Annotated in this window: 26 protein-coding genes, 7 tRNA genes and 1 pseudogene; 18 read left to right on the top strand and 16 right to left on the bottom strand. The window is 56.4% G+C overall.

Annotation, left to right across the window (positions count from 1 at the left end; all coding sequences use genetic code 11):
- The first annotated feature begins 5 nt into the window (after nt 1-5).
- The 8 genes from cpoB to DTA24_RS20175 all read left to right on the top strand — a co-directional run bounded on the left by cpoB (nt 6) and on the right by DTA24_RS20175 (nt 1,962).
- Entirely contained in the window at nt 6-809 is an 804-nt protein-coding gene (cpoB, locus tag DTA24_RS20210) for a cell division protein CpoB (protein WP_023297237.1), read from the top strand.
- Nucleotides 810-970: 161 nt separating this feature from the next.
- Nucleotides 971-1,046 (top strand) — tRNA-Lys (locus tag DTA24_RS20205).
- Between the two features lie 125 nt (nt 1,047-1,171).
- A tRNA-Val gene (locus tag DTA24_RS20200) sits at nt 1,172-1,247 on the top strand.
- A gap of 2 nt (nt 1,248-1,249) precedes the next feature.
- Nucleotides 1,250-1,325, top strand: a tRNA-Lys gene (locus tag DTA24_RS20195).
- 151 nt (nt 1,326-1,476) lie between these two features.
- A tRNA-Val gene (locus DTA24_RS20190) sits at nt 1,477-1,552 on the top strand.
- A 3-nt stretch (nt 1,553-1,555) separates the two neighbouring features.
- Nucleotides 1,556-1,631: transfer RNA gene (locus DTA24_RS20185), tRNA-Lys, on the top strand.
- Nucleotides 1,632-1,777: 146 nt separating this feature from the next.
- Nucleotides 1,778-1,853, top strand: a tRNA-Lys gene (locus DTA24_RS20180).
- A 33-nt stretch (nt 1,854-1,886) separates the two neighbouring features.
- Nucleotides 1,887-1,962 (top strand) — tRNA-Lys (locus DTA24_RS20175).
- Between the two features lie 76 nt (nt 1,963-2,038).
- On the opposite strand, the pseudogene DTA24_RS28385 reads toward DTA24_RS20175, so the two are convergent.
- Nucleotides 2,039-2,187 (bottom strand): annotated as a pseudogene (locus tag DTA24_RS28385) (hypothetical protein).
- Between the two features lie 69 nt (nt 2,188-2,256).
- Between DTA24_RS28385 and nadA the strand changes: the two are divergent.
- Complete coding sequence (gene nadA / locus DTA24_RS20170) at nt 2,257-3,300, top strand: quinolinate synthase NadA (RefSeq protein WP_040976041.1); 1,044 nt, start codon at nt 2,257-2,259, stop codon at nt 3,298-3,300.
- A gap of 35 nt (nt 3,301-3,335) precedes the next feature.
- Nucleotides 3,336-4,055: a nicotinamide riboside transporter PnuC gene (pnuC, locus tag DTA24_RS20165; protein WP_008805696.1), complete on the top strand. Its 720-nt coding sequence runs from the start codon at nt 3,336-3,338 to the stop codon at nt 4,053-4,055.
- On the opposite strand, the gene zitB is transcribed toward pnuC, so the two are convergent.
- Complete coding sequence (gene zitB, locus DTA24_RS20160) at nt 4,052-4,996, bottom strand: CDF family zinc transporter ZitB (protein ID WP_012968681.1); 945 nt, start codon at nt 4,994-4,996, stop codon at nt 4,052-4,054. The two genes, pnuC and zitB, sit on opposite strands and share 4 nt — an antisense overlap.
- Before the next feature lie 118 nt (nt 4,997-5,114).
- Nucleotides 5,115-5,492, bottom strand: a complete 378-nt coding sequence (locus DTA24_RS20155) for a YbgS-like family protein (protein ID WP_012542423.1) — start codon at nt 5,490-5,492, stop codon at nt 5,115-5,117.
- A gap of 314 nt (nt 5,493-5,806) precedes the next feature.
- Between DTA24_RS20155 and aroG the strand changes: the two genes are divergently transcribed.
- Nucleotides 5,807-6,859 (top strand): 3-deoxy-7-phosphoheptulonate synthase AroG, encoded by a 1,053-nt coding sequence (gene aroG / locus DTA24_RS20150; RefSeq protein ID WP_123837043.1) that lies wholly within the window; start codon nt 5,807-5,809, stop codon nt 6,857-6,859.
- A 73-nt stretch (nt 6,860-6,932) separates the two neighbouring features.
- On the opposite strand, the gene gpmA is transcribed toward aroG, so the two are convergent.
- The 7 genes from gpmA to modE all read right to left on the bottom strand — a co-directional run bounded on the left by gpmA (nt 6,933) and on the right by modE (nt 14,774).
- Nucleotides 6,933-7,685 carry a 2,3-diphosphoglycerate-dependent phosphoglycerate mutase gene (gpmA, locus tag DTA24_RS20145; protein ID WP_002895089.1) on the bottom strand — a complete coding sequence of 251 codons (753 nt, stop codon included), beginning with the start codon at nt 7,683-7,685 and terminating at the stop codon, nt 6,933-6,935.
- Nucleotides 7,686-7,975: 290 nt separating this feature from the next.
- Nucleotides 7,976-9,019, bottom strand: a complete 1,044-nt coding sequence (galM, locus tag DTA24_RS20140; RefSeq protein ID WP_008805700.1) for a galactose-1-epimerase — start codon at nt 9,017-9,019, stop codon at nt 7,976-7,978.
- On the bottom strand, nt 9,013-10,161 hold the full coding sequence (gene galK, locus DTA24_RS20135) for a galactokinase (RefSeq protein WP_032701039.1): 1,149 nt from the start codon (nt 10,159-10,161) through the stop codon (nt 9,013-9,015). The genes galM and galK overlap by 7 nt, the downstream gene beginning before the upstream one ends.
- Before the next feature lie 2 nt (nt 10,162-10,163).
- Entirely contained in the window at nt 10,164-11,210 is a 1,047-nt protein-coding gene (gene galT / locus DTA24_RS20130) for a galactose-1-phosphate uridylyltransferase (RefSeq protein ID WP_110196030.1), read from the bottom strand.
- Between the two features lie 9 nt (nt 11,211-11,219).
- Nucleotides 11,220-12,236, bottom strand: a complete 1,017-nt coding sequence (galE, locus tag DTA24_RS20125) for a UDP-glucose 4-epimerase GalE (RefSeq protein WP_012542419.1) — start codon at nt 12,234-12,236, stop codon at nt 11,220-11,222.
- A gap of 209 nt (nt 12,237-12,445) precedes the next feature.
- A complete protein-coding gene (modF, locus tag DTA24_RS28655) occupies nt 12,446-13,918 on the bottom strand; it encodes a molybdate ABC transporter ATP-binding protein ModF (RefSeq protein WP_123837042.1) in 1,473 nt (490 codons plus the stop codon).
- A gap of 67 nt (nt 13,919-13,985) precedes the next feature.
- Nucleotides 13,986-14,774, bottom strand: coding sequence for a molybdenum-dependent transcriptional regulator (gene modE, locus DTA24_RS20115; RefSeq protein ID WP_008805705.1), 789 nt, complete (start codon nt 14,772-14,774; stop codon nt 13,986-13,988).
- A 153-nt stretch (nt 14,775-14,927) separates the two neighbouring features.
- Between modE and DTA24_RS20110 the strand changes: the two genes are divergently transcribed.
- From DTA24_RS20110 to modC, 4 genes are all read left to right on the top strand, one after another.
- The gene (locus DTA24_RS20110; protein ID WP_002895156.1) at nt 14,928-15,077 is read left to right on the top strand and encodes an AcrZ family multidrug efflux pump-associated protein; all 150 of its coding nucleotides are present in this window, start codon (nt 14,928-14,930) and stop codon (nt 15,075-15,077) included.
- A gap of 142 nt (nt 15,078-15,219) precedes the next feature.
- Nucleotides 15,220-15,993, top strand: coding sequence for a molybdate ABC transporter substrate-binding protein (gene modA / locus DTA24_RS20105; protein WP_012542417.1), 774 nt, complete (start codon nt 15,220-15,222; stop codon nt 15,991-15,993).
- A complete protein-coding gene (gene modB / locus DTA24_RS20100) occupies nt 15,993-16,682 on the top strand; it encodes a molybdate ABC transporter permease subunit (protein ID WP_008805707.1) in 690 nt (229 codons plus the stop codon). The genes modA and modB overlap by 1 nt, the downstream gene beginning before the upstream one ends.
- A 2-nt stretch (nt 16,683-16,684) precedes the next feature.
- Nucleotides 16,685-17,743: a molybdenum ABC transporter ATP-binding protein ModC gene (gene modC, locus DTA24_RS20095; RefSeq protein WP_048963722.1), complete on the top strand. Its 1,059-nt coding sequence runs from the start codon at nt 16,685-16,687 to the stop codon at nt 17,741-17,743.
- On the opposite strand, the gene DTA24_RS20090 is transcribed toward modC, so the two are convergent.
- A complete protein-coding gene (locus DTA24_RS20090; protein WP_008805709.1) occupies nt 17,744-18,562 on the bottom strand; it encodes a pyridoxal phosphatase in 819 nt (272 codons plus the stop codon).
- A gap of 228 nt (nt 18,563-18,790) precedes the next feature.
- On the opposite strand from DTA24_RS20090, the gene pgl reads away from it, so the two are divergent.
- Entirely contained in the window at nt 18,791-19,786 is a 996-nt protein-coding gene (pgl, locus tag DTA24_RS20085; RefSeq protein ID WP_110196031.1) for a 6-phosphogluconolactonase, read from the top strand.
- Between the two features lie 107 nt (nt 19,787-19,893).
- On the opposite strand, the gene DTA24_RS20080 is transcribed toward pgl, so the two are convergent.
- The 3 genes from DTA24_RS20080 to ycgZ all read right to left on the bottom strand — a co-directional run bounded on the left by DTA24_RS20080 (nt 19,894) and on the right by ycgZ (nt 20,888).
- Nucleotides 19,894-20,160, bottom strand: a complete 267-nt coding sequence (locus tag DTA24_RS20080; protein WP_012542414.1) for a biofilm development regulator YmgB/AriR family protein — start codon at nt 20,158-20,160, stop codon at nt 19,894-19,896.
- Between the two features lie 51 nt (nt 20,161-20,211).
- Complete coding sequence (locus tag DTA24_RS28650; RefSeq protein WP_008805712.1) at nt 20,212-20,517, bottom strand: hypothetical protein; 306 nt, start codon at nt 20,515-20,517, stop codon at nt 20,212-20,214.
- A gap of 125 nt (nt 20,518-20,642) precedes the next feature.
- Nucleotides 20,643-20,888: a regulatory protein YcgZ gene (gene ycgZ / locus DTA24_RS20070; RefSeq protein ID WP_012542413.1), complete on the bottom strand. Its 246-nt coding sequence runs from the start codon at nt 20,886-20,888 to the stop codon at nt 20,643-20,645.
- Nucleotides 20,889-21,218: 330 nt separating this feature from the next.
- Here ycgZ and DTA24_RS20065 point away from each other — a divergent pair, with 330 nt between their 5' ends.
- Complete coding sequence (locus DTA24_RS20065) at nt 21,219-22,430, top strand: diguanylate phosphodiesterase (RefSeq protein WP_012542412.1); 1,212 nt, start codon at nt 21,219-21,221, stop codon at nt 22,428-22,430.
- A gap of 154 nt (nt 22,431-22,584) precedes the next feature.
- On the top strand, nt 22,585-23,319 hold the full coding sequence (locus DTA24_RS20060; RefSeq protein ID WP_008805715.1) for a MerR family transcriptional regulator: 735 nt from the start codon (nt 22,585-22,587) through the stop codon (nt 23,317-23,319).
- A 37-nt stretch (nt 23,320-23,356) separates the two neighbouring features.
- Here the strand turns inward: DTA24_RS20060 and DTA24_RS20055 are convergent, their stop codons facing one another.
- Nucleotides 23,357-23,911 (bottom strand): helix-turn-helix transcriptional regulator, encoded by a 555-nt coding sequence (locus DTA24_RS20055; RefSeq protein ID WP_008805716.1) that lies wholly within the window; start codon nt 23,909-23,911, stop codon nt 23,357-23,359.
- A gap of 82 nt (nt 23,912-23,993) precedes the next feature.
- Nucleotides 23,994-24,209 carry a biofilm development regulator YmgB/AriR family protein gene (locus DTA24_RS20050; RefSeq protein WP_012968674.1) on the bottom strand — a complete coding sequence of 72 codons (216 nt, stop codon included), beginning with the start codon at nt 24,207-24,209 and terminating at the stop codon, nt 23,994-23,996.
- Between the last annotated feature and the right edge of the window lie 306 nt (nt 24,210-24,515).

The raw sequence follows: 24,515 nt of genomic DNA, 5'->3' as shown, positions 1-24,515 counted from the left end.
ATTGCATGAGCAGTAACTTCAGACATCATTTATTGAGTCTGTCGTTACTGGTTGGCATAGCGGCCCCCTGGGCCGCTTTTGCTCAGGCGCCAATCAGTAGTGTCGGCTCAGGCTCGGTCGAAGACCGCGTCACTCAACTCGAGCGTATTTCCAATGCTCACAGCCAGCTTTTAACCCAACTCCAGCAACAACTCTCTGATAACCAGACTGACATTGATTCTCTCCGTGGCCAGATCCAGGAGAACCAATATCAGCTGAATCAGATCGTTGAGCGCCAGAAGCAGATTCTGCTGCAGATAGATAGTCTGAGCAGCGGTGGTGGCGGCGCAGCGGCAGCATCAGGTACGCAGGCTCCATCGTCTTCCGGCGATCAGAGCGCGGCTGCTACCAGCGCAGCGCCAGCGGCCTCGTCAGGCGCCCCGGCGATGACCGGCGATGCGAACACCGATTACAATGCGGCCATTGCCCTGGTGAAGGATGCTTCACGCCAGGATGACGCAATGGTGGCGTTTCAGAACTTCGTTAAAAAGTACCCGGATTCAACTTATCAGCCGAACGCCAACTATTGGCTCGGCCAGTTGAATTACAATAAGGGGAAAAAAGACGATGCGGCGTTTTACTTCGCCTCGGTGGTGAAGAACTACCCGAAATCGCCAAAAGCGCCTGACGCCATGTTTAAGGTCGGCGTGATCATGCAGGACAAGGGTGATACCGCGAAAGCGAAAGCGGTTTACCAGCAGGTGATCAGTAAATTCCCCGGCACCGACGGTGCGAAACAAGCGCAAAAACGTCTTAATGCTCTTGGTTGATTACGGCATGACCAGAAATCGCGTTATTTCTGGTCTTGTCGCCTGAATCACCAGCAGTTAAGTGATCTTTATCGAAATTTTAGTTGCGCTGAATTCTGAAATCAGTAATATATGCCGCCGTTGCCAAGGGATATCAAACAAGCCCAAAGCGATGCCAGAGTGGGTCGTTAGCTCAGTTGGTAGAGCAGTTGACTTTTAATCAATTGGTCGCAGGTTCGAATCCTGCACGACCCACCAATCGTTCTGGTGGAACGCGATAGTAAAACGTGAAGGATAACGTTGCGACAGCAACGGCCCATAGGGCGAGGCGAAGCCGAGTCATCCTGCACGACCCACCACTTAGCAGTATCCAGCGCAGTATCGGGTGATTAGCTCAGCTGGGAGAGCACCTCCCTTACAAGGAGGGGGTCGGCGGTTCGATCCCGTCATCACCCACCACCGGGTCGTTAGCTCAGTTGGTAGAGCAGTTGACTTTTAATCAATTGGTCGCAGGTTCGAATCCTGCACGACCCACCATCTTTAACATCGAACGTCGGTGTTAAACGTGAAGGATAACGTTGCTTCAGCAACGGCGCCTCAGGGCGAGCGAAGCGAGTCATCCTGCACGACCCACCATTTTAATGATGGGACCGGTGGACGCAGTATCGGTAGTATCCAGCGCAGTTTCGGGTGATTAGCTCAGCTGGGAGAGCACCTCCCTTACAAGGAGGGGGTCGGCGGTTCGATCCCGTCATCACCCACCACTCGGGTCGTTAGCTCAGTTGGTAGAGCAGTTGACTTTTAATCAATTGGTCGCAGGTTCGAATCCTGCACGACCCACCAATTTCAGCATTTAACTCAAATGTTGAACGTGAAGGATAACGTTGCGTCAGCAATGGCCCGAAGGGCGAGGCGAAGCCGAGTCATCCTGCACGACCCACCAATTTCAATATTGGTGTCGAGTGAAATTATTCAGGTAGTACCAGAGCGGGTCGTTAGCTCAGTTGGTAGAGCAGTTGACTTTTAATCAATTGGTCGCAGGTTCGAATCCTGCACGACCCACCATCCTGAATGATTACAGTAGCAAAATCCCGCAAGGGGTCGTTAGCTCAGTTGGTAGAGCAGTTGACTTTTAATCAATTGGTCGCAGGTTCGAATCCTGCACGACCCACCAATGTAAAAAGGCGCCCTAAAGGCGCCTTTTTGCTTTCCGCCATACTCCAAAATTCGACTTCAGCATGACTCCACGGTCACGCTGCGCTTACCGTGGCTACACAGGGTACGAACCGGTCGTTTGGGCAGATGCGTAGCATCGTCCGCGGCATACGGGCTGATGTACAAAATTCATCACGACTTTTTGCTCGTAATCCGCTATCTTGTTTAGCATATAAAACACCATGACCGTGTTAAGGCGCAGACAGGCCATAGTGACGGTCTTAGAGTTAAGCCAGTAAAACGAGATTGCATGATGAGCGTAATGTTTGATCCTGAAACGGCGATTTATCCTTTTCCAGCGAAACCACAACCGCTGACCGTCGACGAAAAGCAGTTTTATCGCGAAAAAATCAAGCGCCTGTTGCGCGAGCGCGACGCCGTGATGGTGGCGCATTACTACACCGATCCTGAAATTCAACAACTGGCGGAAGAAACCGGCGGCTGTATCGCCGACTCGCTGGAGATGGCGCGTTTTGGCGCCCGTCATTCGGCCTCCACGCTGCTGGTCGCCGGGGTGCGTTTTATGGGGGAAACCGCCAAAATCCTCAGCCCGGAAAAGACCATTCTGATGCCGACCCTGAACGCGGAGTGTTCGCTGGATCTGGGCTGTCCGATTGAGGAATTCAACGCCTTCTGCGATGCCCATCCCGATCGCACCGTGGTGGTTTATGCCAATACGTCCGCCGCGGTGAAGGCCCGCGCTGACTGGGTGGTTACCTCCAGTATCGCCGTGGAACTCATTGATCATCTGGACAGCCTGGGCCAAAAGATCCTCTGGGCACCGGACCGCCACCTTGGCCGCTATGTCCAGCGTCAGACCGGCGCAGACGTGCTGTGCTGGCAGGGGGCATGCATCGTGCACGATGAGTTTAAAACCCAGGCACTGACGCGTATGAAGGCCCTCTATCCTGAAGCTGCTGTACTGGTCCATCCTGAATCGCCGCAGGCGATCGTCGAGATGGCGGATGCCGTGGGATCCACCAGCCAGCTGATTGCGGCGGCGAAAAGCTTGCCCCAGCGCCAGCTGATCGTGGCCACCGATCGCGGTATCTTCTATAAAATGCAGCAGGCGGTACCGGAGAAAATGCTGCTGGAAGCGCCCACTGCCGGCGAAGGGGCGACCTGCCGCAGCTGCGCGCACTGCCCGTGGATGGCGATGAACGGCCTGAAAGCCATTGCCGAGGGACTCGAACAGGGCGGCGCTGAACACGAAATCCACGTCGACGAAGCGCTGCGCACCGGGGCATTGATTCCGCTTAACCGGATGCTGGATTTTGCGGCTACACTACGGGGATAACGTATTGTCGCGTCGCAAGACGCTGAGGGGATGAAATGGATTTTTTTAGCACGCAGAATATCTTAGTACATATACCCATCGGCGCCGGGGGGTATGATCTCTCCTGGATAGAGGCCGTGGGGACCATCGCCGGGCTGCTGTGCATCTGGCTGGCGAGCCTGGAGAAGATCAGTAACTATGCTTTCGGGCTGGTCAACGTCACGCTGTTCGCCATCATCTTCTTTCAGATCCAGCTGTATGCCAGCCTGCTGCTGCAGCTGTTCTTCTTTGCCGCTAACGTTTACGGCTGGTATGCCTGGTCGCGACAAAGCAGCAACCATGAGGCTGAGCTGCAGATCCGCTGGCTGCCGCGCAGCAAAGCGCTGGGCTGGCTGGCGGCCTGCGTGGTGGCGATCGGCTTGCTGACCCTGTTTATCAACCCGTTTTTTGCTTTCCTGACGCGGATCGCGGTCAGCCTGATGCAAGCGCTGGGTCTGCAGGTCTCCATGCCGGTGCTGCAGCCGGATGCCTTCCCGTTCTGGGACTCCTGCATGACGGTGCTGTCGGTGGTGGCGATGATCTTAATGACCCGCAAGTATGTTGAAAACTGGCTGCTGTGGGTGATTGTCAACGTGATAAGCGTGGTGATTTTTGCCCGCCAGGGCGTCTATGCCATGTCGCTGGAATACCTCTTGCTGACGTTCATTGCGCTGAACGGCAGCCGGATGTGGATAAACAGCGCGCGTGAGCGAGGTTCTCACGCGTTTTCTGGCTAATGGTGGTGGTGATGATCGTGCCCGGCGTGCATCGTGTTGAGATGGCACTCCGGGCCGCTGCAGGGCTGGTACTCCATCTGCACCGTGGCATGCTCAATTTCATATTTATGTTCCAGGAAATGCAGGATACGGTTGAGTAACGCATCATGATCATGCGGCGGGACCACCTGAACATGGAGCGTCATCACCGGTTTTTCCCCCACCAGCCAGACGTGGACGTGGTGAACATCGCGTACCTCCGGGATAGAGCGACGGATATCCCGCTGCAGGGCCGCCACATCCAGCGAACGCGGCGCGCCTTCCAGCAGTTCATTCAGACTCTCCTTCAGTAATCGCCAGGCGCTACGTAATACCAGGCAGGAAACCAGCACGGAAAGAATCGGGTCAACAGGCGTCCAGCCTGTGGTGAGGATCACCACAGCTGCCACGATTGCGCCGACCGAGCCCAGCAGGTCGCCCAGCACGTGTAGCGCCGCAGCGCGCACGTTGAGATTCTGCTCTTCACTCCCCCGATGCAGGATCCAGAAGGCCAGCACGTTAGCCAGCAGGCCGGCGACCGCAATCACCATCATCGTCACGCCGGCCACCGGCTGCGGATGCTGGAAGCGCTGAATCGCCTCCCAGACAATCAAAATGGTAATCACCACCAGGGCAATGGCATTGAGAAACGCCGCCAGGGTGGTCAAACGCAACCAGCCAAAGGTATGGCGGGTATTCGGTGGGCGGCTGGCGAAGCGAACCGCCAGCAGCGCAAACAGCAGGGCGGCGGAATCGGTGAGCATATGGCCGGCATCCGCCAGCAGGGCCAGCGAACCGGAGATCGCGCCGCCGACGGCTTCAACCAGCATAAAACCGGCGGTGACGATAAACGCCCATCGCAGCCGGCGAGCGTTACTGCTGTCCGGAGCCTGAGCAGGGGAGTGCGAATGCGGGTGGGCCATCGTGTCGTCCCTTAATAGTTATCATTATTACGCTATGACATCATAAACAGAGAGCGATAACAAACGAAGAAAAGGCGAGCCCGGCTCGCCTTTTCTTCGTTTGTTCCCACCGCATCACTTACTGGGTGGTACCGTCGGTTTTGCTGTTGTCGTGGTTCATGCTGCCGCCATTGTCCAGTTTCTTACCGGTGTCTGGACAGCGGCCATCTTTACACATCGAGTTTTTATGCACTTCATCGCTCGACATATTATCCTGGCTCATCGTCGAGCCATCAGGATGGAGCATGGTGCCGCCAGAGCCAGAATTAATCTGGTTATTGTCCACATTGTTTGGCGCCACGTTCTCACGGGCATCCGGCGCCACCTGACCGGCATCCGCGGAAGAGTTGGCCTGGCCATTATTGGACTGGGCGCCGGTGTCTGCTGCCAGGGCCGCGCCGCTGGCAAGACCTAAGGTGGCGGTGAGCAAAAGGGTCGTCAGTTTTTTCATATTCATCGGATACTCCTGTTAAACCGGGAAGGGGAAATGCGCTTCCCGCGGTGAGTGTGCCAGGGATCTGACTCGCTATGGTTAAAGACTCCGCAGACGATCGCAGTGTCACTATATAATCCTGAAACATAAGACTTAATTAGCTTTAACAGTTAATTATTGTAGTGCATGAGCCTGGTTTCGCTACTTTATGGCGTATTTTTGCCTATTTCCAGGATTATTCCATCACTACTGTAAAATCACGTTTACACTTTTTCGGCGAAGAGATAGATTGGAGGGATTGCATTTCATTGAATAAGTATGGCAACGCTGGAAAGAAGATGAATTATCAGAACGACGATTTACGCATTAAAGAGATCAACGAATTATTACCTCCCGTTGCGCTCCTGGAAAAATTCCCTGCTACCGAAAATGCTGCAAACACCGTTGCGCATGCTCGCAAAGCGATCCATCAGATCCTCAAGGGCGACGATGACCGTCTGCTGGTAGTGATTGGGCCCTGTTCGATTCACGATCCGGCAGCGGCGAAAGAGTACGCTTCCCGTCTGCTGCCCCTGCGCGAGGCATTGAAGGGCGAGCTCGAGATCGTCATGCGGGTCTATTTTGAAAAACCGCGCACCACCGTCGGCTGGAAAGGGCTTATCAACGATCCCCATATGGATAACAGCTTCCGCATCAACGACGGGTTGCGCATCGCGCGCAAACTGCTGCTGGACATTAACGACAGCGGCCTGCCGGCGGCGGGGGAATTCCTCGATATGATCACCCCGCAGTATGTCGCCGATCTGATGAGCTGGGGCGCCATTGGGGCGCGTACCACCGAATCCCAGGTGCACCGTGAACTCGCCTCCGGACTCTCCTGCCCGGTGGGCTTTAAGAATGGTACCGATGGCACCATCAAGGTGGCTATCGACGCGATTAACGCCGCTGGCGCACCGCACTGTTTCCTGTCGGTCACTAAGTGGGGCCACTCCGCTATCGTGAATACCAGCGGTAACGGCGACTGCCATATTATTCTGCGCGGCGGCAAAGAGCCGAACTACAGCGCGAAGCACGTGGCGGATGTGAAGATCGGCCTGGCGAAAGCGGGCCTGCCGGCTCAGGTGATGATCGACTTCAGCCATGCCAACTCCAGCAAGCAGTTCAAGAAGCAGATGGAAGTGGGCGCGGACGTATGCCAGCAGATTGCCGGCGGTGAGCGGGCGATCATGGGCGTGATGATTGAAAGCCATCTGGTGGAAGGCAACCAGAGCCTCGAGAGCGGTGAACCGCTGACCTTCGGCAAGAGCGTCACCGACGCCTGCATCGGCTGGGAGGATACCGAAACGATCCTGCGTCAGCTGGCGGAAGCGGTGAAAACCCGCCGCGGCTAAGCGAATCTGCGCTGGCGAAGGCAATAAAAAAAGCGTGGAGATTTCCACGCTTTTTTGTTTTTACCGGGAGGAATTACTTCGCTTTACCCTGGTTGGCGACGGCAGCCGCTTTCGCCGCGATCTCTTCCGCATTGCCCAGATAGTAATGTTTGATCGGCTTGAAGTTTTCATCGAACTCATACACCAGCGGTACGCCGGTCGGGATGTTCAGTTCGAGGATCTCGTCTTCGCCCATGTTGTCGAGGTATTTCACCAGCGCGCGCAGGGAGTTACCGTGAGCGGCGATGATCACGCGCTCACCGCTTTTCAGGCGCGGCAGAATGGTTTCGTTCCAGTAAGGCACGACGCGGTCGATGGTCAGCGCCAGGCTTTCAGTGGTCGGCAGTTCGGCGTCGGTCAGTTTTGCATAGCGCGGATCGTGGCCCGGGTAGCGCTCGTCGTCTTTGGTCAGCTCCGGCGGAGTGACAGCGAAGCCGCGACGCCACTGTTTAACCTGCTCGTCACCGTATTTCTCAGCGGTTTCCGCTTTGTTCAGGCCCTGCAGCGCGCCGTAATGACGCTCGTTCAGCTTCCATGATTTCTCAACCGGCAGCCAGGCCTGATCCAGTTCGTCCAGCACGTTCCACAGGGTGTGGATGGCACGTTTCAGCACGGAGGTATAAGCAAAATCAAAGCTGAAGCCTTCAGCCTTCAGCAGTTTACCTGCCGCTTTCGCTTCGCTAACGCCTTTCTCGGACAGATCAACGTCGTACCAACCGGTGAAGCGGTTTTCGTTGTTCCACTGGCTTTCGCCATGACGAACCAGTACCAGCTTAGTTACAGCCATTCTCTTACTCCTCTCTACACGCCATCCCTCGCGCCGCGAACGGTGCGCTGAATATGTTGGTGTATGTGTTATTGATTGATAACTATTCTCATTATATTGCCGTGATTTGGCTCACGGCAATGCTTATCCCTAACCATAGCGAAAATAGTGGCTCAGTGTAAGGTGCTTGTAAAACACAGGTTATTTTTTTGTCCTTTGGTGACGGAAAATAGAGCAGGTTGCTGAAAAAAGAGGCGGCAGAGAGGAGGGCGGGGACGAAAAACAGCGCCCCCGGCGGAGGGCGCTGGCGATTAACAGGCGATAAACTGATATTCCGTCAGGCTGACGTACTCCTGGCCCGGACGTAACACACAGTCCGGCTGCGGCCATTCCGGATGATTCGGCGAATCCGGCAGGAATTCGCTCTCCAGCGCCAGCCCCTGCCAGTCGGCGTAGGGCTCCGTCGTCTGCGACGGGGTGCCGCCGAGATAGTTGCCGGAGTAAAACTGCAGCGCCGGAGCGGAGGTATAGACCGTCATCTGCAGCTTGCCGTCCTGCGACCAGACCTGCGCCGCAGGCTGGCTGGCGTCGCCTTTGGCATCCAGCAGGAAGGCATGATCGTATCCCTTCACCTTTTGCTGATCGGCGTCGGCGAGGAAGTCGGCGGCGATGGTTTTCGGCTGGCGGAAATCAAAGCTGGTGTTAGCAACATCTTTGAGTTCACCACCCGGGATACCGTCGCTTTCCACCGGCAGATACCTCTGGGCGAGGATCTGCAACTGGTGCTGGCGCACGTCGCGCTGGTCACCGTCGAGGTTGAAATAGACGTGATTGGTCATGTTCACCGGGCAGGGTTGGTCCACGGTGGCGCGATAGGTAATCGCGATGCGGTTATCGTCGGTCAGACGATAGTGCGCGGTGGCCTGCAGAGTGCCGGGGAAGCCTTGATCGCCATCGGGCGAGGTCAGAGCGAACAGCACTTCCTGCTCGTCGGCGCGGACAATGCGCCAGCGGCGCTTATCAAACCCTTCCGGGCCGCCGTGGAGCTGGTGGCCCGCGTCGTTTGACGGCGTGACGTTGACGAGCTGGCCGTCAAGCGGGAAGCGGCTATTGCCGATACGGTTGGCGTAGCGGCCTACCGAGGCGCCAAGAAACGCGGCCTGGCGGGCATAGTCCTCCAGCTTCGCACAGCCCAGCAGCGGATGACGCAGGCTGCCATCAGCCAGCGGCACCTCGGCGCTGAGCAGCGTCGCGCCCCAATCCGCCACGGTAACGGTCATCCCCGCCTTATTGCGCAGGGTCACCTGCTGCCAGGGCTGGCCGTCCGGCGCCAGCGCGGTGGTTTGCGTTACCATTGGCCTGCCCCCTGTGACGGTTTGCAGACATAGAATGTCTCTTTAATACCGGTTTTCGCTTCATACGTTTTAGCAACGGCCTGCTGAACGGTATCGACCAGATCTTCCGGGACCAGCGCTACCACGCAGCCGCCAAAGCCGCCGCCGGTCATGCGTACGCCGCCTTTATCACCGATCGCGGCCTTAACGATCTCCACCAGAGTGTCGATCTGCGGGACGGTGATCTCGAAATCATCGCGCATCGAGGCATGGGATTCGGCCATCAGCTCACCCATCCGCTTCAGGTCGCCTTTTTCGAGGGCGCTGGCGGCTTCCACGGTGCGGGCATTCTCCGTCAGCACATGGCGTACGCGCTTCGCGACGACCGGATCCAGCTCATGGGCGACGGCGTTAAATTGCTCGAGGGTAACATCGCGCAGGGCGGGCTGCTGGAAGAAGCGCGCGCCGGTTTCGCACTGTTCACGACGGGTGTTGTACTCGCTGCCGACGAGGGTGCGCTTAAAGTTGCTGTTGATGATCACCACCGCCACGCCTTTCGGCATCGAAACGGCTTTGGTGCCCAGCGAACGGCAGTCGATCAGCAGCGCGTGGTCTTTTTTGCCCAGCGCCGAAATCAGCTGATCCATGATGCCGCAGTTGCAGCCGACGAACTGGTTTTCCGCCTCCTGGCCGTTGAGGGCGATTTGCGCGCCATCCAGCGGCAGATGATAGAGCTGCTGGAACACGGTGCCGACGGCGACTTCCAGCGAGGCTGAGGAGCTTAACCCCGCACCCTGCGGTACATTGCCGCTGATCACCAGATCCGCGCCGCCAAAGTGGTTGTTCCGCTGCTGCAGATGCTTTACCACGCCGCGGACATAGTTCGACCACTGCTGGGTATCGTGGCTGATAATCGGCGCGTCGAGAGAGAACTCATCGGTCTGATTGTCGTAATCGGCGGCAATCACCCGCACCGTACGATCGTCGCGCGGCGCACAGCTGATCACCGTCTGGTAGTCGATGGCGCAGGGCAGCACAAAACCGTCGTTGTAATCGGTATGCTCGCCGATCAGGTTGACGCGGCCTGGCGCCTGAATGACATGGCTGGCCGGATAACCGAAGGCGTCAGCAAACAGGGTTTGGGTTTTCTCTTTCAGACTCATCATTACACTCCGGATTCACGAAAATGGACGTCGCTGACGGCACGCAGTCGTTCGGCAGCTTGCTCGGCGGTCAGATCGCGCTGGGTTTCGGCCAGCATTTCATAGCCAACCATAAACTTGCGGACCGTCGCGGAGCGCAGCAGCGGCGGATAAAAGTGGGCATGAAGCTGCCAGTGGTGATGGTCTTCGTCGTTAAACGGCGCGCCGTGCCAGCCCATGGAGTAGGGGAATGAGCACTGGAACAGGTTGTCGTAACGGCTGGTCAGCTTTTTCAACGCCAGCGCCAGATCGCTGCGCTGGGCGTCGGTGAGATCGGTAATACGCTGCACGTGCGCTTTCGGCAACAGCAGCGTTTCGAATGGCCAGGCGGCCCAGTAGGGCACGACCGCCAGCCATTGCTCGGTGTCCACCACCGTGCGGCTGCCGTCGGCCAGTTCGCGCTGAACATAGTCCAGCAGCATCGGCTGACCTTGTCCGGCGTAATACTCTTTCTGCAGACGGTCTTCCCGTTCCGCTTCATTGGGCAGGAAGCTATTGGCCCACACCTGACCATGCGGGTGAGGGTTGGAGCAGCCCATCGCTGCCCCTTTGTTTTCAAAGACCTGGACCCACGGGTAGCTTTTCCCGAGGTCCGCGGTCTGTTCCTGCCACGCTTTAACCACGCCTTCCAGCGCTTCAAGGCTCAGTTCCGGCAGCGTTTTGCTGTGGTCTGGCGAGAAGCAGATCACCCGACTGGTGCCGCGCGCGCTCTGACAGCGCATCAGCGGATCGTCACTCTCCGGTGCGTCCGGAGTGTCGGTCATCAGGGCCGCAAAGTCGTTGGTAAACACGTAGGTACCGGTGTAATTCGGGTTGGTGTCGCCGGTGACCCGGGTATTACCTGGGCACAGGAAACAGTCCGGATCGTGGGCTGGCAAGGTCTGTTTTGCCGGCGTTTCCTGCGCCCCCTGCCAGGGGCGCTTGGCGCGATGCGGAGAAACCAGAATCCACTGCCCGGTTAACGGGTTATAACGACGATGTGGATGGTCAACGGGGTTAAATACGCTCATGAAGGTTCCTTAGTCTGGATAACCCTGCGGATGGCGGGACTGCCAGTGCCAGGTGTCCTGCGCCATTTCGTCCAGGTTGCGCGTCACGCGCCAGTTCAGCTCGCGGTCGGCCTTGGCGGCATCCGCCCAGTAGGCCGGGAGGTCGCCATCGCGGCGCGGCGCGAAATGGTAGTTAATCGGTTTGCCGCAGGCCTTGCTGAAAGCATTGACCACGTCGAGCACGCTGCTGCCGACGCCGGCGCCAAGGTTGTAGATATGGACCCCGGCTTTGTCAGCCAGTTTTTCCATGGCCGCGACGTGGCCATCGGCGAGGTCCATCACGTGGATATAATCGCGTACGCCGGTGCCATCTTCAGTCGGGTAGTCGTTACCAAACACGGCCAGCGAGTCGCGACGACCAACGGCGACCTGGGCGATGTACGGCATCAGGTTGTTTGGGATCCCCTGCGGGTCTTCCCCCATGTCGCCCGACGGGTGGGCACCGACCGGGTTGAAGTAGCGCAGCAGGGCAATGCTCCACTCCGGCTGGGCTTTCTGCAGGTCGGTCAGGATCTGCTCCACCATCAGCTTGCTTTTGCCGTAAGGGCTTTGCGGGGTGCCGGTCGGGAAGCTTTCTACATATGGGATTTTCGGCTGGTCGCCGTAGACGGTAGCTGAGGAGCTAAAGATGAAGTTCTTCACGCCCGCGGCGCGCATGGCAGAAACTAATTTCAGTGTGCCGGTGACGTTATTATCGTAATATTCCAGCGGCTTGGCGACGGACTCCCCGACGGCTTTCAGCCCGGCGAAGTGGATCACTGCCTCAATGGCGTGATCGTGGAGGATCTCCGTCATCAGCGCTTCGTTACGAATATCGCCTTCAATAAAGGTGGCTTCTTTGCCGCCGAGACGCTCAATCACCGGCAGTACGCTGCGCTTGCTGTTGCAGAGATTGTCGAGGATCACCACCTCATGTCCCTGCTGCAGCAGTTGAACGCAGGTATGACTTCCAATGTAACCGCTACCACCTGTAACCAGAACTTTCATGATTCGCTCCATTCGGCTTATCGTGTATGAGGAAGATAGCATATCAAAGAAGTGAAAAGTGTGACACAGGGCAAGTTAGTGGAATCGTTTACACTTGATGGTGAAACGACATAAATTAAAATTTTTTATCTTTAATACAGATGGTTAGGTGGTTTTGCCGCTATTTTTCTGAAAAATACCAGGGATCTTTCGACCCCCGGCAGGGGGCATCAGGCCACAGGACCGAGCTGATAAGTGTAACCGTCTCCACTGGGAACGAACGCCAGGCGATGGGTAATACAGTCCGGGGCATCTTCCGCATGGTGCGAGACAAACAGCAGCTGTGTGGCCCCTTCGCCAATCAACACGTCGACAAAGCGACGCACCAGCTGGCGATTGAGGGGATCCAGCCCCTGCAGCGGTTCATCGAGGATCAGCAGGGTCGGATGCTTCACCAGCGCGCGAACGATAAGCGCCAGCCGCTGCTGGCCCCACGACAGGCTATGAAACGGCGCGTCGGCAGTGCGTTTATCAATGCCGAGAATATCCAGCCACTGTTGCACCAGCTTGTGTTGCTTGTCCGAGACCGCCTGATAAATGCCGATAGAGTCAAAATAGCCCGACAGGATGACGTTGCGGACGTTGGTGCTGACCCGGTAGTCCAGATGCAGGCTGCTGCTGACGTAGCCGATATGCTTTTTAATATCCCAGATGGTCTCACCGCTGCCGCGACGGCGGCCAAACAGCGTCAGATCGTTGCTGTAACCCTGTGGATGATCGCCGGTGATAAGGCTCAGCAGCGTGGATTTACCGGCGCCGTTGGGGCCGACGATCTGCCAGTGTTCGCCCGGGTTCACGGTCCATGAGAGGTGATTGATGACCGGGCGATCGTTGTAGGAGACCACACCGTCATTGAGCACGATACGCGGCGCCGAGTCTGCCAGCGCATGACGGGCTGGTGGAACATCCGGCTCCGGCAGGGTGATGCCGTCCAGTTTTTCACTGTGCGCCAGCTGGGCGACCAGCGCCTGCTGCAGCAGGGAAGACTTCTCGCCGGTCTCGCTGAGGGTGCAGTCAGCCAGCACGCCGGCGAATTGTACAAACTCCGGGATCTTATCGAAGCGGTTGAGGACCAGCACCAGGGTGATGCCGGCGCGGTGCAGGTCGGCCAGCAGGGCAGCCAGCTGCTGGCGGGAGTTGACGTCGAGGCCGTCGAAAGGTTCGTCGAGGATCAGCAGTTGCGGATCGGTCATCAGGGCCTGACACAGCAGGGTCTTACGCGTTTCCCCGGTCGACAGGTACTTAAACCGGCGGTCCAGCAGGGCGCTGATGCCAAACTGTTCGGCCAGGCGCGCGCAGCGGGCAGGATCTTTTACCTCATCCTGGATAATCTCTGCGGTGGTGCGGCCGGTGTCTTCTTCGCCGGGGCTGAGCAGGTCGGTGTTATTGCGCTGCCACTCGTCGCTGACCAGCTTCTGCAACTGCTCGAAGGAGAGGCGGGTTACGCGGGAGAAGTGGCTTTCGTGCTGGCCGCTGAGCAGGGTCAGGTCGCCAGCCAGAGCCCGCGCGAGGGCGGATTTGCCGCTGCCGTTGCTACCGACAAACGCCCAGCTTTGACCCGCTCTCAGGTTCAGCTGGTCTATTTTTAAGGTTTTTGTATCGCTCAGGCGAAACGTGCCTTGCGAAATTTGCAATGATGACATGATGTATCCCATTTTTTGCAGCGATGTGCATCAGGGATACGACTTCGGGCGCGTAATGTCAATGGGGTCAGCATAACGTCGCGAGAATGATGCGATCGGCATTGAAGTAAGCGATCGCCTCCGTCCCTTCCGCCAGGCCAGACGTCTGCGCCTGTGGCAGAGTGGCGCACAGGGTCTGACCGTCGGCCAACGTCATCAGTACTTCGCACTGCCCGGACCCGCATTCGATATGGCTGATACGACCCGACAACTGGTTATCGGCCTGGCGGGCCACGGCGGGGTCGAGGGTGATGCCGACCCAGGGCGCCTTCAGCAGGACCAGCACCTCCTGGCCCTCATCGAGCCCCAGTTTCTCAGCGCTTTGTGCGGTGATGGCGACGGTCAGGCGCGTCTGCCCGTCGGCCAGCAGTACCTCGACGTGCTGCTGCACCTGCTGGCGATCGCGGCCGGTAATGGTGCCGAACCACTGGTTGCGGGCGCTGGTCTGCAGGGAAAAGCGTGAGATGGCCGCCAGCAGGCTATCCAGCGGCAGGGCATCGTCATCGCTGAGCACATCAAACGCTTTCTGCTGGATCTGCGCCAGCAGATCGTACAGCTGGATCAGCCGCTGCCCATAGCGGGTCAGCACTGCGCCGCCGCCGCCTTTACCGCCGGTGGCGCGATCCACCAGCGGTTGTTCGCTGAGCTGGTTCATCTCGTTGATGGCATCCCACGCGCTTTTGTAGCTGATACCCGCGTGCTTGGCCCCCTGGCTTATCGAACCGGTCTGGTCAATTTGTTTGAGCAGGGCGATCCGCCGGGGATCGGCAAACAGGCGCTGCTGTAGCTTAAGGGTAAGAAGAATTTCGGCCTGCATAATCGTTTCCTGACAAAAAAGGGTATTGTGACCGATAGTCACCCGCTTGCAAAACCTCTGTGCGCGGTTTTGTCATTACCCACCGCACAAATGGGGCGTGTTTTTTCGGCTGAAACCGTTACAATCAGCAAATCATACTATCTGGAGTGAACCATGTTAGAGCTTTTGAAAAGTCTGGTTTTTGCGGTCATCATGGTACCGGTGGTGATGGCGGTCATCCTGGGACTGATTTACGGTCTTGGCGAAGTGTTCAACCTCTTCTCCGGCGTAGGCCACAAAGATCGCAGCCAGCAAAATCATTGATTTCCCGGCGCCCGGTTTAACCGGGCGCTGTGCTATTTCCCTCCTGTATCATTTCCCTTCGTTTTATTGTCCTGTGTCACTATAAAAATGCTCTGCATATCGTTATATTGTCGAATACATAACGCATTGACAGGAGATTCAGATGGCAGGTTCTTGGTTACGCGGGGTTATCGGGGTATCACTCACGCTGTGCGTCGCGGGTCAGGCGCTGGCGGCAGAGGGGAAAGTGACCGTTTTCGCCGCCGCATCGTTAACCAACGCGATGCAGGATATTGCCCAGGCGTATAAGAAAGAGAAAAACGTCGATGTCGTGTCGTCGTTTGCCTCGTCGTCGACGCTGGCGCGGCAAATTGAAGCGGGCGCACCAGCCGATCTGTTTATCTCCGCCGATCAGAAATGGATGGATTACGCCGCAGACAAAAAGGCCATCGACCCGGCAACCCGAGCCACCCTGCTTGGCAACAGCCTGGTGGTGGTCGCGCCGAAAGCCAGCGCGCAGGGGGCGATTACCATTGATGAGAAAACCGACTGGACCAGCCTGCTGAAAGGAGGCCGTCTGGCGGTGGGCGATCCGCAGCACGTTCCGGCAGGCATCTACGCCAAAGAGGCGCTGCAGAAACTCGGCGCCTGGGAGACGTTGTCGCCGAAACTTGCCCCGGCGGAAGACGTGCGCGGCGCGCTGGCCCTGGTGGAGCGCAACGAAGCGCCGCTGGGGATTGTCTATGGCTCCGATGCCGTGGCCAGCAAAGGGGTTAAAGTGGTCGGCACCTTCCCGGAGGCCTCGCATCAGAAAGTCGAGTACCCGCTGGCGATTGTCGATGGTCACCGCAATGCGGCCGTGAGCGCTTTCTATGACTACCTGAAAGGGCCGGAAGCGTCCGCGATTTTTAAACGTTACGGATTTACCACCCGCTGATGTTTCTGAGCGAACCCGAATGGCAGGCTGTGCTGCTGAGCCTGAAAGTCTCCTCCCTGGCGGTGGCCTTGAGCCTGCCCTTTGGCATCTTTTTTTCCTGGCTGCTGGTTCGGCGCACCTTTCCCGGCAAGGCGCTGCTCGACAGTATTCTCCATTTACCGCTGGTGCTGCCGCCGGTGGTGGTGGGGTATCTGCTGCTGGTGGCCATGGGGCGGCGCGGGTTTATTGGCAGTTGGCTGTATGACTGGTTCGGCATCAGCTTTGCCTTCAGTTGGCGCGGGGCGGTGCTGGCGGCGGCGGTGATGTCTTTCCCGCTGATGGTGCGCGCCATTCGCCTGGCGCTGGAAGGGGTGGATGTCAAACTGGAGCAAGCGGCGAGAACCCTCGGGGCCAGCCGCTGGCGAGTGTTTATGACTATTACGCTACCGCTGACTCTGCCGGGGATTATTGTCGGCACGGTGCTGGCCTTCGCCCGCTCGTTAGGGGAGTTTGGCGCGACCATCACGTTCGTCTCCAATATTCCCGGCGAAACGCGCACCCTGCCTTCGGCGATGTACACCTTGATCCAGACCCCGGGCGGGGAGGGGGCGGCGGCTCGCCTCTGCCTCATCGCCATCGGACTGGCGCTGGTTTCGCTGCTGATTTCGGAATGGCTGGCCCGCGTGAGCCGCCAGCGCATGGGAGGATAATGATGCTGGAGCTGGACTTTACCCAGACCCTCGGCAGTCACTGCCTGCAGATCCGTGAAACCCTGCCCGCCAGCGGGATCACCGCCATCTTTGGCGTCTCCGGCGCTGGCAAAACCTCGTTGATTAACGCCATTAGCGGCCTGACCCGGCCGCAGACGGGGCGCATCGTGCTCAACGGCAGGGTGCTGAACGACACCGCCCAGCGTATCTGTCTGGCGCCGGAACAGCGCCGTATCGGCTATGTGTTTCAGGACGCGCGCCTGTTTCCCCACTATAAAGTGCGCGGTAATCTGCGCTACGGGATGGCGAAATGCATGGTCAGCCAGTTCGATAAGCTGGTGGAATTGCTGGGGATCGCGCCCTTGCTGGATCGCCTGCCGGGCCGGTTATCCGGCGGCGAAAAGCAGCGAGTGGCCATCGGCCGCGCCCTGCTGACCGCACCGGAGCTACTGCTGCTGGATGAGCCGCTGGCCTCGCTGGATATTCCGCGCAAACGCGAACTGTTGCCCTACCTGCAGCGGCTGGCGCAGGAGATCCATATTCCGATGCTCTACGTCAGCCACTCACTGGATGAGATCCAGCATCTGGCCGATCGCGTGCTGGTGCTGGAGGCCGGTAAGGTGAAGGCTTTTGGTCCGCTGGAGGAGGTCTGGAGCAGCAGCGTGATGCACCCCTGGCTGCCGGCGGAACAGCAGAGTACGATCCTCAGCGCCACCGTCGCCGCGCAGCATCCGCAGTACGCGATGACGGCTCTGACGCTGGGCGACCAGTTGCTGTGGGTCAACCGGCTCGAACGTCCCGCAGGCGACACCGCACGGATCCGCATTCAGGCGTCGGACGTTTCGCTGACACTGGCCCAGCCGTCCGGGACCAGCATCCGCAATATCTTGCGCGCCGAGGTGGCTCAGTGTCTGGAGGTCAACGGACAGATTGAAGTGCAGCTCAGAGTGAGTGGCCGTCTGCTATGGGCCAGGATTAGCCCATGGGCGCGGGACGACCTGGCGATAGCGCCAGGTCAGCAGGTGTTTGCTCAGATCAAAAGCGTGTCGATCGCCGCCTGATTACAGCAGCTGGCGGTAGATAAACTCGGCGATGCTGGTGGACTCATTGTCGCCGATGACCACCCTGGCGCGAGCTTTCACCTCGTCCACCGCATTGCCCATCGCCACCCCAGTGCCCGCCGCTTCCAGCATGCTAAGATCGTTGTAGTTATCGCCGAAGGCCACCACATCCTGCATCGACAGCCCCTGGCTGGCCACCCATTGCGCCAGGCGTTTGCCTTTGCTGTTGCCGGCGCGCGCGATATCCACCTGATCGTGCCACGACCATTCGCACTCCAGGCCCAGCGTCTCGCCGACCTCGCGGGCAAAGCGCTGCAGACGGGGAATGTCTTCATCGGTGAGGGCGAATTTCCATACCGCGTTGACCTCGCGGACCGCCTGCGCCAGCGAGTCGACCTGGCGGAATACCGGGCGCTGATCCTCCGGCAGCGCCTGCGCCCAGTTGCGGGTGCGGATCACATGCCCGGTAGGCTGTTCATAAAGCATTGCATCATCCACATACGCCAGGCCATGGATCTGCTGTTCGGCGAGCATGGCCGTCAGGCTGACCGCTTGCGCTACCGGCATAGGATCGGCTGCCAAAACCTCTTTTGCGTGATAATCATACAAATAAGTGCCATTACAACAAATTGCAGGTGTATCGAGAGCCAGTGCCTGATAAAAAGGATGGATAGCGACGTGATGACGTCCGGTAACGACGATAACCTGGTAGCCCGCCTCTCTGGCGCGGGCCAGTGCCTCCAGCGAAGCAGGCAGGATAGTTTTTTTGCTGGTGAGCAGGGTGCCGTCTAAATCCAGGGCAATCACGCGTGTTGTCATGTGTTATTTCCGGTTGATGTTGAAAAGTGACCTGGCCATGATGGTACACCGCCGTGGCGTCAGGACCAATTTTTCCACATCTGCCGTGAATGCCTGTATGCCCTTTGTGCCGCCGTCCGTCGGAAATTCAGCGGACTTTGCGAGTATCATGGGCGGATGTCTTATAATTTTCAGGGTGCTGTTATCCTGAAAATGAAAATTCCACGTGCAGTGAGGGAAGGAGTAGTCATGAAACAAACCGTTTATACCGCCAGCCCGGAAAGCCAACAAATCCACGTCTGGAGTCTTGAAGCGGACGGCAAACTGACGCTGGTGCAGGTGGTTGATGCCCCGGGGCAGGTACAGCCGATGGTGGTCAGTCCCAATAAGGAGTATCTGTACGTTGGCGTTCGTCCGGAGTTTCGCGTGTTAGCGTATCGCATCACGCCGGATAACGGAGCGTTGACCTTTGCGGGAGAAGCGGCGCTGCCGGGCAGCCCGACCCACATTTCTACCGATCATCATGGCCGCTTTGTCTTCAGCGCCTCCTACAATCAGGGTTGCGTCAGCGTGACGCCGCTGCAGGACGGCCTGCCGGGCGAAACCGTCACCGTGGTGGAAGGCCTGGAAGGGTGTCACTCGGCCAATATCTCCCCGGACAACCGCACCCTGTGGGTGCCGGCGCTGAAGCAGGATCGTATTTGCCTGTTTACCCTCAGCGAGGATGGTTTCCTCTCCGCTCAGGAGCCGGCGGAAGTGACCACCGTCGAGGGCGCCGGTCCGCGCCACATGGTGTTCCATCCGAACCAGCAGTATGGTTATTGCGTCAATGAACTCAACAGCTCCGTTGACGTCTGGGAGCTGAAAGACCCGAATGGTAACATCGAATGTGTACAAACCCTGGATATGATGCCGCCTGATTTCACCGGCGTGCGCTGGGCGGCGGATATTCACATCACCCCTGACGGTCGTCATCTGTACGCCTGCGATCGTACCGCCAGCATCATCACGGTGTTCAGCATCTCGGAAGATGGCAGCGTGCTGGCAGTGGAAGGCTACCAGCCGACGGAAACCCAGCCACGCGGCTTTAACCTCGATCACAGCGGTAAGTATCTGATTGCCGCCGGGCAGAAATCGCACCATATCGCAGTGTATGAAATTGAGGGTGAGCAGGGGCTGCTGCAGGAGAAAGGCCGCTATGCGGTTGGGCAGGGGCCGATGTGGGTGGTGGTCAACGCCCACTGAAGGGTCAGGCGGTAAAAGAAAAACCTCGCGTCAGCGAGGTTTTTTGATCAGAGCGGACAGGCTCTGTAGAGAAGCTGTTGCCCTGGCGGGCCTGAAGCGTGACGGCTTTAGATATCGTCCATGGTGTAGCCGACGACAATCTCCAGCGTTTTACGGATCACGTCGGCGGTCACCACATCATCGGTGCTTTCCAGCGCCTGAATCAGCCATAATATAATGGCCTTATTATTCAGGTGCCCCTCGGACTGAAGAATACTGTTGATGGCGAGCGACATGACGGCGGACTCATCAACCAGTTTATCACCGGCGGTACGGAAATAATCTGAGAGCGCGGTGTCCTGCAGTCCTGCGTAAATATCGGGTTGCTGATGCATAGTCTGTCTCATCACATTCTCACTCTGTTTTATTCACCATGGTTGGGACAATCAGTGGATTTTTTTAGCTTCCGGCGCCATGCTGCTCTGCGCCAGCGTTCCTCTGCTTTCCCAACGGCCATTGATTTTCTTAACCTGCAAAGGCGCGTGCTTCCGCTGGAGGGCGAGCTTCGCGCAAATTTCTTCAATAACGGCAGCGATGATTTTCCTTCGCTGGCGATCTGACTCTGTGGCCTGCATCAACCGAAGCCGAACCAGCAGGGTCGGGGTGGTAATCGGGCGATTCGTTTTCAGAAGCGCGAGCACCGCCTCGCCGATGATCTCATCGGTTATTTCCTCAGTATCACTGCTATTCATAACCGTCTCTCTGCATGCCACACTCTTCCTGAATCTGATAACGGGCATTCAGGTCAGCAGCAGGTTTATGGAAGCGATCGCCCCTCATCTGCTACTGCGGTTGCAACAGGCGACGATCGATGACGTTATTCCTGACCGGCAAACAACAAACCAATTAAGGTTTGATAGTGGCTCTCTTCCTCAGGCGCACGGGCGCTGTCAAGGCGGCTCAACAGTTTGGTGCACAGTGCCTTGCGGTTGAGATGGCGCCCTTCGTTGAGAATATCCATCACGATCTGACCCAGCGTTTCCTGCTGGGAAGGTAACGATGCTTTGTTGAAATACTGGGCAATTGCGTTCGCTGTATCTGGAATGTAACCATTCTGCTGCATATGTGCTCCTTTCATTTCATTCATCTGTTAACTGCAAATAAACTTATACAATAATTAATAAGTTGTACATAGAAAGTTGCGTAATATTGCAGCGATCGTTGCTATCATGATGATTTTTAATGTAATATTTGTTTTTGTTTGCGGAGATCCTGGCTTGTAAAGGTAGGGGTTAGCGTTGCATGTTGTACAAGGAAAGAAAAAAAGAAAAAAACCTTGCACAAAGAGTGGATTTTTAGTGTATCTTTTTTGTTAAGATAAAACGTAGTTTTGCAAGACGATTAGCCTGATAACTGCTACTGTGAATGCTTATCCCTCCCATCTGGAATCACTATGCTTACCACCATCATTTATCGCAGCCATATTTGCGACAATGTCTCATTCAAATCGATCGAGGCCATGGTTGCCAGGGCAAACGAGAGAAATGGGCAGGCGGATGTCACCGGTATATTACTGTTTAACGGGACGCATTTTTTTCAACTTATTGAAGGACCGGAAGAAAAGGTAAGGGATATTTATCAAACAATTGTCCTCGATCCTCGTCATTATAATCTGGTGGAGTTGTTTTGCGATTATGCACCGTCCCGTCGATTTGGTAAGGTCGGTATGGAACTGTTTGATTTACGGGAACATGATCGTGAGGAAGTACTACAGACAGTGATGGACCGGGGCACGACAAAATATCAGCTCACCTATGACGACCGGGCGCTGCAATTTTTCCGTACTTTTGTCGAATCCACGGAAAAAGCGAACTATTTTGAGATCCCTTCGGCGGACAGTTGGGTTTTTATTCCCGATAAGGACACTTTTTATCCGGACACCCCCATTATCGATAATACGGAAAGCTGGTCTTTTGCCTTTCAGCCGATCGTCGATCCTTTCGCCTGCGAAATTATCTCGTGGGAAGCGCTGCTGCGTACACCGGACGGCCAGTCTCCTGGCGCCTATTTTGCCGGGCTGGCAGGGGATGATATTTATCTCGCCGACCTGCACAGTAAGCGCGTCGCGCTGTCTCTGGCGGGTAAATTAGGTTTACGTAATAAGGCGTTAAGCATTAATTTGCTGCCGATGACGCTGGTCAAAGCGCCGAATGCGGTGGCTTTCCTGCTCGACGAAATTAGTCGCAATGACCTGATCCCGGAGCAGATTATTGTCGAGTTCACTGAGCGGGAAGTGATTTCGCGGATGGCCGATTTTACCGATGCGGTGCGCAAACTGAAGGGCGCGGGGATTAATCTTGCCATCGATCACTTCGGCGCCGGGTTTGCCGGACTGTCGCTGCTGGCGCAATACCAACCCGACAGAATTAAAATCGACCATGAGCTGATCCGCAATATCCACCAGGACGGGCCGCGCCAGTCGATTGTACAGGCGATTATCAAATGCTGTACTTCTCTGGAGATTGCGGTCTCAGCCGTCGGCGTTGAGCGTGCTGAAGAGTGGATGTGGCTTGAATCAGCCGGGATTTCGCAGTTTCAGGGCAATTTATTCGCGGGTGCCCGCCTGGGGGGCCTGCCCGCCGTTGCCTGGCCGGAGAAGAAATGATCCACCGCGAAATCAGCTTACTATTTTTTCATCTTTTTCCCCGCGCGCTGTGAGCCACAACCTGATATCTTTATCTGTACAAGAAAATAGAGTTGTACAGGATGCCTGAATTCGTTAGTTTAGGTAAAAAGTATCAGGTTGATGTGAGGCTGCTATGGCGTTTTACAGTATCGGTGAAGTCGCCGAACGTTGCGGAATCAATCCGGTTACATTGCGCGCCTGGCAGCGGCGTTACGGTCTACTGAAACCGCAGCGCAGCGAAGGCGGGCATCGACAGTTTGATGAAGAAGATATCCTGCGCATAGAAGAGATCAAGCGCTGGATAGAGCGCGGTGTATCCGTAGGGAAAGTCAAAGCGCTGCTGGAGGATAATCTGCCGGCGGCGCGCGACGAATCCGCGCATCTTCAGGAAGAGATGATGTCCATTCTGCGTTATATGCAGCCCGCCAGAATCCGCGCCAAATTAATGGCGCTGAGCCATCAACACCCCGTTGATACCCTCATCGATAGCCTGTTAGTGCCGGTACGACAGCGTCTCAAGCTTGATCAGAATACCTCGTTGGTGATTAGCAGCCTGCTGGATGGCTTGCTCATTGACTGCGTGGCGCTGTTTCTCGCCGAAGCGCGTAAAAAAAATGGTAAAGAGACACTGCTGGTGGGCTGGAGCAATGAAGACCGGACTCGTCTGTGGCTGGAGGCATGGCGTCTTTCGCAGCGCGGTTGGCATGTCAACGTTCTCGCTGAACCGCTGGAGTCGCCGCGGCCCGAGCTCTTCCCCGGGCAGCATATCTTTGTCTGGACCGGACGCGCCGCCACGCCACTGCAGGAGGAACTGCTCAGCCACTGGCAGGAGCAGGGCTTCAGCATTCATTTTCACGGTACGCAATAGCCCCGTCTGGGGGACAGGCCGGGGCTATTGCACCTGACTACAGGTGAATCTGACTCCAGGATTTAAAGGTTTCACTACGACTGATATTAAAAAAATCGGTCCTACCGCTACAGCCGAGCTTTTTAATCAGATTCAGCCGGATCTGATAAATGGTTTTGATGTGCAGATTTAGCGAACGACCAATGCTGGCAACCGCTTCGCCATTGCTGATAAGCTGAATAACTTTCTTTTCCCGTTCGGTAAACTGCACCGAGGCGCCCGGCGCCGGGTGCGTTTTGTAATAGCGGGTGGGCTGATGCAGGAAGATTTTTAATTCTTCCGGCGTCGAATTTGCCGGTAAGCGCAACATAGGCAGTTCACTGAGAAAATTAAGATCGTTTCCCTCAGTTAACAGAATAAATAACGTATCCCGCCGATTATAGTTATGCTCAAGCACCGCGAAATAATTGTCGCTGGTAAAAAAAACATGTTTTTTACGAAAATAAGATGCCGGCAAGGTATTCAGGATCAGCGACATCCCGTAGAGAAGAAAACGATTATCAAACCACAGATCGTAATGCTCAGAACGATAGCAAGTATTATGGTGTGACATTTTTTGAGCCCCAGTTAGCAGATGAAAACCCAGGCGTGCCGGCACAGCAGGGCTGTCCCTGCTGTCGGCGCGGTGGGATCACTTAATGATGATGTTTTTTGCTGTACAGCATATCCAACGCCTGCAGATAGAGGTCGGAAAGTATTTCATTACTTTCCGTTTGCAGGCGGTGCTGGATTTCCGTAATCATCCGCTCATTATTGATCGTGCTGTGCTGCTTCATGAGCGTGTTTTCAATATTCTTCATCAGGGCTGAATTGAAGACAAATTCTGCTGGAATGGTATTTTTAATATGCATAGCTCGAACTCTCCCACGTATAAAGCAAACTGACCATAAAAGTCGCAGCGTACCGGTGGTACGCGAAAAGTCACTAACAGGAAATGCAAACCAGGAACCACCGCCAGACTCGCCACGCAACCGTTTAGCGTTCCCGCTTTGTTGCGCAACAAGCAGTTAACACTCAAAAACTATAGTCGGTGATTTTAGGATGTACAACTTTTTTCATAACGATATGTACAGCGAGACGATTTATTTTTTCGTTTTAATTTTATTTGTTGATTTTAAAGGTATTTTTAATTTTATTAACTTGTACAAAAAAGCGGT

The organism is Klebsiella sp. P1CD1 (assembly GCF_003790505.1).
Classification (GTDB): domain Bacteria; phylum Pseudomonadota; class Gammaproteobacteria; order Enterobacterales; family Enterobacteriaceae; genus Klebsiella; species Klebsiella variicola.
Note: the sequence above shows the minus strand (reverse complement) of the source record. Positions and strands in the feature narration are given on the sequence as shown.

What these genes read in the sequence shown, in the direction of transcription:
- DTA24_RS20110 (WP_002895156.1), top strand. Translation starts at nt 14,928, where the DNA reads ATGTTAGAGCTTTTGAAAAGTCTGGTTTTTGCGGTCATCATGGTACCG.
- DTA24_RS20050 (WP_012968674.1), bottom strand. Translation starts at nt 24,209, where the DNA reads ATGCATATTAAAAATACCATTCCAGCAGAATTTGTCTTCAATTCAGCC.
- pnuC (WP_008805696.1), top strand. Translation starts at nt 3,336, where the DNA reads ATGGATTTTTTTAGCACGCAGAATATCTTAGTACATATACCCATCGGC.
- DTA24_RS20065 (WP_012542412.1), top strand. Translation starts at nt 21,219, where the DNA reads ATGCTTACCACCATCATTTATCGCAGCCATATTTGCGACAATGTCTCA.
- modF (WP_123837042.1), bottom strand. Translation starts at nt 13,918, where the DNA reads ATGTCATCATTGCAAATTTCGCAAGGCACGTTTCGCCTGAGCGATACA.
- zitB (WP_012968681.1), bottom strand. Translation starts at nt 4,996, where the DNA reads ATGGCCCACCCGCATTCGCACTCCCCTGCTCAGGCTCCGGACAGCAGT.
- gpmA (WP_002895089.1), bottom strand. Translation starts at nt 7,685, where the DNA reads ATGGCTGTAACTAAGCTGGTACTGGTTCGTCATGGCGAAAGCCAGTGG.
- modE (WP_008805705.1), bottom strand. Translation starts at nt 14,774, where the DNA reads ATGCAGGCCGAAATTCTTCTTACCCTTAAGCTACAGCAGCGCCTGTTT.
- modC (WP_048963722.1), top strand. Translation starts at nt 16,685, where the DNA reads ATGCTGGAGCTGGACTTTACCCAGACCCTCGGCAGTCACTGCCTGCAG.
- DTA24_RS20155 (WP_012542423.1), bottom strand. Translation starts at nt 5,492, where the DNA reads ATGAATATGAAAAAACTGACGACCCTTTTGCTCACCGCCACCTTAGGT.
- galM (WP_008805700.1), bottom strand. Translation starts at nt 9,019, where the DNA reads ATGGTAACGCAAACCACCGCGCTGGCGCCGGACGGCCAGCCCTGGCAG.
- pgl (WP_110196031.1), top strand. Translation starts at nt 18,791, where the DNA reads ATGAAACAAACCGTTTATACCGCCAGCCCGGAAAGCCAACAAATCCAC.
- galE (WP_012542419.1), bottom strand. Translation starts at nt 12,236, where the DNA reads ATGAAAGTTCTGGTTACAGGTGGTAGCGGTTACATTGGAAGTCATACC.
- cpoB (WP_023297237.1), top strand. Translation starts at nt 6, where the DNA reads ATGAGCAGTAACTTCAGACATCATTTATTGAGTCTGTCGTTACTGGTT.
- modB (WP_008805707.1), top strand. Translation starts at nt 15,993, where the DNA reads ATGTTTCTGAGCGAACCCGAATGGCAGGCTGTGCTGCTGAGCCTGAAA.
- ycgZ (WP_012542413.1), bottom strand. Translation starts at nt 20,888, where the DNA reads ATGCAGCAGAATGGTTACATTCCAGATACAGCGAACGCAATTGCCCAG.
- DTA24_RS20060 (WP_008805715.1), top strand. Translation starts at nt 22,585, where the DNA reads ATGGCGTTTTACAGTATCGGTGAAGTCGCCGAACGTTGCGGAATCAAT.
- galK (WP_032701039.1), bottom strand. Translation starts at nt 10,161, where the DNA reads ATGAGTCTGAAAGAGAAAACCCAAACCCTGTTTGCTGACGCCTTCGGT.
- aroG (WP_123837043.1), top strand. Translation starts at nt 5,807, where the DNA reads ATGAATTATCAGAACGACGATTTACGCATTAAAGAGATCAACGAATTA.
- DTA24_RS20090 (WP_008805709.1), bottom strand. Translation starts at nt 18,562, where the DNA reads ATGACAACACGCGTGATTGCCCTGGATTTAGACGGCACCCTGCTCACC.
- nadA (WP_040976041.1), top strand. Translation starts at nt 2,257, where the DNA reads ATGAGCGTAATGTTTGATCCTGAAACGGCGATTTATCCTTTTCCAGCG.
- galT (WP_110196030.1), bottom strand. Translation starts at nt 11,210, where the DNA reads ATGAGCGTATTTAACCCCGTTGACCATCCACATCGTCGTTATAACCCG.
- DTA24_RS20080 (WP_012542414.1), bottom strand. Translation starts at nt 20,160, where the DNA reads ATGCATCAGCAACCCGATATTTACGCAGGACTGCAGGACACCGCGCTC.
- DTA24_RS20055 (WP_008805716.1), bottom strand. Translation starts at nt 23,911, where the DNA reads ATGTCACACCATAATACTTGCTATCGTTCTGAGCATTACGATCTGTGG.
- modA (WP_012542417.1), top strand. Translation starts at nt 15,220, where the DNA reads ATGGCAGGTTCTTGGTTACGCGGGGTTATCGGGGTATCACTCACGCTG.
- DTA24_RS28650 (WP_008805712.1), bottom strand. Translation starts at nt 20,517, where the DNA reads ATGAATAGCAGTGATACTGAGGAAATAACCGATGAGATCATCGGCGAG.